A 7,599-nucleotide genomic window follows, 5' to 3' on the forward strand; every position below is an offset into this window, starting at 1 on the left:
TTATTTATAGGCTTGGCACATGGCCGACTCCTCGCTCGAATCCCGTGCTCCGCTCGCGCCCCACGGCGCCCTGCCCGAGGGCGGGAAGGTGCGGCCGATGACACGCTGGGGCACCCCGGTCATGCACCGGCCCAAGAAGAAGGTCGAGGTCTTCGACGCGGCGCTGGCCGAGCTGGCCGCCGACATGGTCGCGACGATGTACGCCGCCGAGGGCGTTGGCCTTGCCGCCGACCAGATCGGCGAAGACGTCGCCATCTTCGTCTTCGACTGCCCCGACGCGACCGGCCAGCGCACCGTCGGCGTCGTCTGCAACCCCGTCCTGACCCTGCCCGAGGGAGATGACCGCCAACTCGACGTCGACCTGGAGGGCTGCCTCTCCTTCCCCGGCGCCTTCGTGGACTGCGCCCGCCCCGACTGGGCCGCGGTCGACGGTCTCGGTCTCGACGGGGAGCCGGTCCACTTCGAGGGCAACGGCCTGCTGGCCCGCTGCCTCCAGCACGAGACGGACCACACCAACGGCACCGTCTTCGGCGACCGCATCTCCGCCAAGGCGCGCAAGAAGCTCACCAAGGAGCACGACCGCTTGGCCAAGGACTTCCCCGCCGAGTGGCCTGCCGGGGACTCGTCCGCCGACTAGGAGATCCGGTCGACGACGTACTCGGCGATCGCCAGGCTGGAGGTCGCGGCCGGGCTGGGCGCGTTGCGCACCGAGGTGATGCCATCGGCCTGGTGGATGACGAAGTCGTCGACCAGCGAGCCGTCGCGCTCGACGGCCTGGGCTCTCAGCCCGAGGCCGGCGCGTTCGACATCCTTGGCGCCGATCTCCGGCACGTAGCGCTGGGCCTCACGCATGTAGGCCTCTTTTGACAGTACGCCGCGAAGCTCCGTGAACCCGGTGCGCCAATGCTCGGCGGCGAACCGCCAGAACCCCGGCCACGCCAGCGTGTCGACGAGGTCGCGCGGGGTCATGGACGTACGGCCGTAGCGCCGCCGGCTGAGCGCCAGGAACGCATTGGGACCGACCTCGAGACCACCGCCCACCCGACGGGTGAAGTGCACACCGAGGAACGGGTAGCGCGGATCCGGCACCGGATAGACCATGCCCCGGACGAGATCCTGCTTCGCCGGGCTGACCTGCATGTACTCACCCCGGAACGGGATGATCCGGGGCGCCTTCGGACCGCCGGTCAGCTCACCGAGCCGGTCGGACTCCAGGCCACCGCAGACGACCAGGTGGTCGACCCGGGTCCGGCCCGCGGGCGTCTCGACCTCGATCCCACCTGTGACGCGGTGGATGCCGGTCACCTCCTCGCCGAGGCGTACCTCTCCCCCGGCTTCCTTGACGCTCCGGCCGAGCGCCTCGGCGACGGCGACGTAGTCGATGATCGCCGTCCGCGGGGAGTGGAGCGCGGCCAGCCCCGCCGCGTACGGCTCGATCTCCGTGATCTCCTCCGGGCCGACGCGTCGCAGACCCGGCACGCCGTTCGCGGTGGCCGTCTTCTCCAGCGCGTCGAAGCGCCCCATCTCGGACTCCTCCACGGCGACGACCAGCTTGCCGCACTCCTCGAACGGGACCTGGTGCTCGGCGGCGAACTCCTTGAGCAGGTCACGGCCGCGCGTGCAGAGCTGCGCCTTGAGACTGCCGGGGCGGTAGTAGATCCCGGCGTGGACGACGCCCGAGTTGTGGCCGGTCTGGTGAGAGCCGAGCCTGGCCTCCTTCTCGAAGAGGATCACCGTCTCGGCAGGGCGGCGGCGCAGGATCTGCCGCGCCACCGCCAGCCCGACGATCCCGCCGCCGACGACCCCGGTCGTGGTCAACGCGCCTCAGCCCCGGAGAGCAGCTCGCGGACCTGCATGGTGGCTCGGCATGCCGCGGCGCACTTCCCCGCCCACATCAGCGCATCCTCGAGCGTGTCGACGTCGACGATGATGAAGCCGCCGAGGTGCTCCTTGCTCTCCGGGTAGGGACCGTCGGTGACCACACCGGCCTCGTCGACGGTCCAGGCATCCTCGAGACCGCCCTTGATCCCACCGCCGAAGACGAACACGCCCGCCGCCATGGCCTCGCGCGTCATCGCCGAGGATGCTTCGGCGATCTCGGCGACGTCCTCGTCGCGGTAGTCCACCGCCTCGTCGCGGAACGAGATCAGATACTTGGTCATCTACAACCTCCTGTTTCGGGCAGCGCTCGTCGCCACCCCTCACTCGCTCCACGAACGGGTCCAGACACTTTCGACAGATCCTCCGGAAGAACGTACGCCGCAGCTGCCGTCATCGCGCCCAGAACCCGGCGAACTTCTCGGCAAGGCGAAGGCCCTGGCGATGGCCAGCCCTAGCCGCGGGCGGCCGCGTGGCCGGGTTCATCATGTTGTCACCGAACGCCGCCAGCGAGTCGGCGTCGGGGAGGACCGTCTCGACCGTGCTCCCGCCCGCGCGCAGCTCCTCGACCTGTGCGGCCAGGTCGCTGCGCCATCCGGCCGGGTGCCGGGTCCGACCACCGAGCGGCGAGAGCACGAGCACTCGCTCACAGCCCGCGGCCAGGTCCGCGTTCTCGCTCGAGCGCCGGTAGCCGCCGTCGATGTAGTGGCGTGCGCCGATCGCGTACGCCGGGCCTCCCGCGCAGCTCGCCGCGACCGCGTCGACCAGCTCGACGCCGCTGTGCCGGTCGAGCTCGACGGGTTCACCGCTGTCGGCGTCGACCGCGGTGAGGATGACCGTGTTCGGCGGCCATTCCTGGCTGGGCAGGCGGGCGGAGACCGTCTCCCGCCAACCCTCCTGTGCGGCCGCTCCGACGGCCGCGGCGAGCTCGATCGCGTCCGCGCCGATCCGGCGCCGCATGTCGGCCAGGTCCGTCGACGCCTCGATGATGGCGTTGGTCCGCTCGAGATGGGTTGACGAGATCGGACGGAATCCGCGTGACCCTGTCGAAGGCTGGAGCGGGGGTGTCGAGAGGATGGCGGCGAGAAGATCGGCCGGACTCGCGCCGCCGAGCTGCGCCGCGGCCGTCGCGCCGGCGGAGGTGCCGATGATGAGGTCGGCCTCGGTCACATCGAGCCCGCCGTCGTGGAGGCCGGCGACGACGCCGATCAGCCAGGCATTGCCGGCCGATCCGCCACCGCCGAGGACGACTGCGCGCTCGCTGATGGGCTGGGTTCTCGTGTTCATGGGAGTCGCCTTTCGAAAAGGTTCCGCAGGCGCTCCCGTGGCTCAGCCCGGAGTCGGGCTCAGCCGCACGATCGTGGCTGGCGGGGAGCACCCGCTGTGGACGTTGCGTACACGGGTCTCACCTCCTGCCGTCGGATCACGATCGCGACGACGCTAGCACGGGACACGGCGCGACTCACTCCGATTACCGTCACGATCGAGGGTCTGTGGCTTTACGGTGAGCGAGTGATGAAGACCTGGTCGATCCTGCGCCTCGCGATGGCCGTGCTGATCCTCGCCGCGATGACGGCGGAGTTCCGGGGAGCGATGAGCACGACGCCCGCCGAAGGCTCCAGCATGGCGACGGTGGTGGTGAACTACTTCAGCTACTTCACCATCGAGTCGAACCTTCTCGCGGCGGTGGCGCTCATCGCCGCAGGGGTCTGGGCGCTGACCCGCAACACCCTCGAGCCCACCTGGCTCGCGGTGCTGATGGCGGCGGCGACGACGTTCATGGCGATCACCGGCCTGGTCTACAACCTGCTGCTGCGCGGTCTCGTACCAGCCGCGTTCCCGTGGGCCAACGAGATCCTGCACCTCATCGGCCCGCTGTTCCTGATCGTCGACCTCTTCGTCGCTCCCCCGCGCCGCCGCCTTCTGTGGCGCGCGGTCGGCATGATCATCGCGTTCCCGGTCGTGTGGGCGGTCTACACCCTGATCCGCGGCGATCTCGTCGTGAGTCCCCTCACCGGCGACCCGTGGTGGTATCCCTACCCGTTCCTCAACCACCACCTGCAGGGTGGTTACACCGTCGTCATCGCGTACGTCATTGGCATCGCCGCGGCCTTCACCCTGGTTGCCTGGGGTGTCGTCGCCGTCGGGCGCCGGCGGTCCCCCGAGACGGCCTCCGTCGATGACGAGGACGGGGCCGGGCTCAGGCCTGTCTGATCATCCAGCGCTCGGGCGCGGGCAGCGGCTCCCAGCCGTACTTCGCGTAGAGCTCGTGGGCGTCCTCGGTGGCGAGCAGGGTCCGGCGGATGCGGTAGGGCTCGAGGTCGGCGAGGATGCCCTCGAGCAGCAGCTTGCCGATCCCCTGACCGCGGGCGCCCGGGTCGACGATCACGTCGCATAGCCAGGCGAAGGCGGCGAAGTCGCTGACCACGCGGGCGAAGGCGACCTGGTCTCCGGCCGAGTCGTAGACGCCGTAGCAGCGCGACCCCTTGTTGGCCGCGTCCTGGACTTCCCGCGTGCGATCGCTGGCCCAGTAGGACTGCGCGATCATCCGGTGCACCCAGTCGGGGTCGATCCGGCTCTGGTCTGAGGAGAAGGAGTACGTCGCAGGCTTCTCGGCGGCGCCCGGCTCCGAGCTCAGCAGGCCGAGCAGGTCGTCCGGCTCGGGCTCGGGCCGCGTAACCTGCGGCGCGACGGCGGGCGCCTCGACGGCACCGGCGTACCCCGGACCGGGGTCCGGCGTACGACCCGCCTGGTAGGCCAGGGCGGCGCCGTTGGCGAGCCTGTCGGCGGCCTCGTTGAGCGCGTGTCCGGAGTGGCCCTTGATCCACTCGAACCGGACGTTGCGGCCCTGCATCGCGGCGTCGAGATCCTTCATGATCTCGACGTTGAGGACGGGCTTCCCGTCGGCCTTCTTCCAGCCCTTGCGCTTCCAGCCCGCCATCCACTTGGTGACCGAGTTGATGACGTACTTGGAGTCGCAGTAGATCAGCAGCGGCTCGCCGGTGTGCGCCGTCTGCCGCAGCAGGTCGAGGACCGCGGTCAGCTCGCCCTGGTTGTTGGTCCCGTGCGGCCAGCCCCCACAGGCCCAGGTGAACTCGTCCACATACCAACCCCACCCCGCGGGCCCCGGGTTCCCGAGCGCCGAACCGTCAGCAGCAGCCACAATCGTCACGCGCCCATCCTGCCAGCCGCGCGCCGGCCCGCTCCGGGCGGTCAGGGGTTGACGCGCGGGCCGGACGCGGTGGAGCCGCGGACGACCAGCTCGGGGTGGAAGACGAACTCCGAGTGGGGCGTTCCGGTGCCGGCTATCTCGTCGAGGATGGCGCGGACGGCGGCCTGGCCCATCGCGTGGACGGGCTTGCGGACGGTGGTCAGCGGCGGGTCGGTGAAGGCGATGAGCTGGGAATCGTCGTAGCCGACCACGGAGACGTCCTCGGGGACCCGCAGGCCGCGCGAGCGGGCGGCACGGATGGCGCCCAGCGCCATCATGTCGCTCGCGCAGACGATCGCGGTGAAGCCTTCGTCCAGGAGCTCGGAGGCCGCGGCCTGGCCGCCTTCGAGGGTGAAGAGGGAGTGGCGGATGTGGCCCTTCTCGATCTCCTCGGCGCCCAGACCGAAACGGTCGGACATGGTCGCCACGAAGCCCTCGATCTTGCGCTGGACCGGGACGAAGCGGCGGGGACCGACGGCCAGGCCGATCTTGGAGTGGCCGAGCGTGGCGAGGTGGGTGACCGCCAACTGCATCGCCTCGCGGTCGTCGGGCGAGATGAACGGCGCCTTGACGTCGGGGGTGTAACCGTCGAGGAGGACGTACGGAACCCCCTGGGCGCGCAGCTTGTCGTAGCGCGTCATGTCGGCGGTGGTGTCCGCATGCAGACCGGAGACGAAGATGATCCCGGTGACGCCGCGGTCGACGAGCATCTCGGTGAGCTCATCCTCGGTCGAGCCGCCGGGCGTCTGCGTGGCGAGCACCGGGGTGTAGCCCTGCCGGGTCAGTCCCTGCGCGATGACCTGCGCGAGCGCGGGGAAGATCGGGTTGTCGAGCTCGGGCGTGATCAGTCCTACCAGCCCCTCGCTGCGCTGGCGCAGCTTCACCGGGCGCTCGTAGCCGTGGACGTCGATCGCCGCCAGCACCGCCTCCCGCGTGGCCGCGGCGACCCCGGGCTTGCCGTTGAGGACGCGACTGACCGTCGCCTCACTCACGCCCGCATGGGCCGCGATGTCAGCAAGACGGGCAGAGGCTGGTGTTATGGGCACGATCACATCATGCCCCCTCCCTACACGGCCTGCAAGAACTTTCAGCAAGTTTGCAACTTTTGCTGAAAGGCTCTTACATTCTCCTCGACGCGGGGTTACCTTCGTCACACCACCGGGCGGATTCCTCGCCCGGCCCCATATCGAAGGAGAACTCATGCGACGTGGCATCGTGGCCACCGCAGTGGCGGCATCGCTCGCCCTCGCGGCAACGGCATGTGGCGGTAGCAGCGGCGACAGCAGCGACGGCCCGGTCACCATCACCTGGTGGGACACCTCGAACGCAACCAACGAGGCGCCGACGTACCAGGCCCTCGTCAAGGACTTCGAGAAGGCCAACCCGGACATCAAGGTCAAGTACGTCAACGTGCCCTTCGACCAGGCACAGAACAAGTTCGACACCGCGGCCGGCGCCAGTGGCGCTCCCGACGTGCTGCGCGCCGAGGTCGGCTGGACGCCTGCGTTCGCGCAGAAGGGCTTCCTCGCTCCCCTCGACGACACCGCGGCGCTCGAGGAGAAGGACGCCTTCCAGCCCAACCTGATCAAGCAGGCCGAGTTCGACGGCAAGACGTACGGCGTCCCGTTCGTCACCGACACCCTCGCGCTGGTCTACAACAAGGCGCTCTTCGAGAAGGCCGGCATCACCGAGGCCCCCACGACCTGGGACGAGCTCAAGGCCGACGCCGCGACGATCAAGTCCAAGACCGGTGTCGACGGCTACTGGGGCTCCACCTCCGCCTACTACGCGCAGCCGTTCCTCTACGGCGAGGGCACCGACACCGTCGACGCCGAGGCCAAGAAGATCACCATCTCCTCCCCGGAGGCCAAGAAGGGCCTGACCACCTGGCAGGGTCTCTTCAGCGGCGAGGGCCTGCACAAGGCGGACACCACCGCCGACGCGTACGCCCACATCCAGGACGCCTTCGTCAACGGCAAGGTCGCCGCGATCATCCAGGGTCCCTGGGAGATCACGAACTTCTACAAGGGCTCGGCGTTCCAGGACAAGAACAACCTCGGCATCGCCACCGTCCCGGCCGGATCGACCGGCGAGGCCGGCGCCCCGACCGGCGGTCACAACCTGTCGATCTACGCAGGCTCGGACGAGGCGCACCAGGAGGCCTCGGCGACGTTCGTGAAGTTCATGACCTCGGCCGACACCCAGGCCCAGATCGCGCTGAAGAACTCCACGCTCCCGACCCGCGACGACGCCTACACCGACGAGGTCAAGGCCGACCCGGGCATCGCCGGCTTCCAGACGGTCCTCCCGGCCGCCTCGGCCACATTGGAGCCGTCGACACCGGAGGCGGCCTGCACGATGCCGAGCCGATTCTCGGTGATGAGAGTGCGGCCCTTGCGCGCGAGCACCCGCACGGCCTCGTCCTCGACGAGCCGGCGACGAGCGGTGTCGCGCTCCTCGGGGTCGAGCGGCGCGACGACGATGCGCCCCTCGGCCTTCGACACGATCTT

The 7,599-nt window shown here is 69.6% G+C and carries 8 protein-coding genes; 3 read left to right on the top strand and 5 right to left on the bottom strand.

All coding sequences use genetic code 11. The annotated features are described in order from the left end of the window. The first annotated feature begins 19 nt into the window (after positions 1–19). Positions 20–637, top strand: a complete 618-nt coding sequence (gene def, locus AB0F44_RS07670) for a peptide deformylase (RefSeq protein WP_357354161.1) — start codon at positions 20–22, stop codon at positions 635–637. Here def and lhgO read toward each other — a convergent pair. From lhgO to AB0F44_RS07685, 3 genes are all read right to left on the bottom strand, one after another. Beyond that, a complete protein-coding gene (gene lhgO, locus AB0F44_RS07675; RefSeq protein WP_357354163.1) occupies positions 634–1,818 on the bottom strand; it encodes an L-2-hydroxyglutarate oxidase in 1,185 nt (394 codons plus the stop codon). The genes def and lhgO overlap by 4 nt on opposite strands. Beyond that, positions 1,815–2,162 (bottom strand): YciI family protein, encoded by a 348-nt coding sequence (locus AB0F44_RS07680; protein WP_357354165.1) that lies wholly within the window; start codon positions 2,160–2,162, stop codon positions 1,815–1,817. Before AB0F44_RS07680 ends, lhgO begins: the two co-directional genes overlap by 4 nt. Positions 2,163–2,271: 109 nt before the next feature. Continuing rightward, positions 2,272–3,165 carry a patatin-like phospholipase family protein gene (locus AB0F44_RS07685; RefSeq protein WP_357354167.1) on the bottom strand — a complete coding sequence of 298 codons (894 nt, stop codon included), beginning with the start codon at positions 3,163–3,165 and terminating at the stop codon, positions 2,272–2,274. 228 nt (positions 3,166–3,393) lie between these two features. On the opposite strand from AB0F44_RS07685, the gene AB0F44_RS07690 reads away from it, so the two are divergent. Then, positions 3,394–4,092 (top strand): Pr6Pr family membrane protein, encoded by a 699-nt coding sequence (locus AB0F44_RS07690; protein WP_357354184.1) that lies wholly within the window; start codon positions 3,394–3,396, stop codon positions 4,090–4,092. Here AB0F44_RS07690 and AB0F44_RS07695 read toward each other — a convergent pair. Next, the gene (locus AB0F44_RS07695; RefSeq protein WP_357354169.1) at positions 4,079–5,050 is read right to left on the bottom strand and encodes a GNAT family N-acetyltransferase; all 972 of its coding nucleotides are present in this window, start codon (positions 5,048–5,050) and stop codon (positions 4,079–4,081) included. The two genes, AB0F44_RS07690 and AB0F44_RS07695, sit on opposite strands and share 14 nt — an antisense overlap. Before the next feature lie 41 nt (positions 5,051–5,091). Next, positions 5,092–6,243, bottom strand: coding sequence for a LacI family DNA-binding transcriptional regulator (locus AB0F44_RS07700; protein ID WP_357354172.1), 1,152 nt, complete (start codon positions 6,241–6,243; stop codon positions 5,092–5,094). A gap of 46 nt (positions 6,244–6,289) precedes the next feature. Between AB0F44_RS07700 and AB0F44_RS07705 the strand changes: the two genes are divergently transcribed. Beyond that, a partial coding sequence (locus tag AB0F44_RS07705; RefSeq protein ID WP_357354174.1) for an extracellular solute-binding protein occupies positions 6,290–7,599 on the top strand: 1,310 nt, incomplete at its 3' end.

The sequence above is a fragment of the Nocardioides sp. NPDC023903 genome, assembly GCF_040639295.1.
Taxonomy (GTDB): Bacteria; Actinomycetota; Actinomycetes; order Propionibacteriales; family Nocardioidaceae; genus Nocardioides.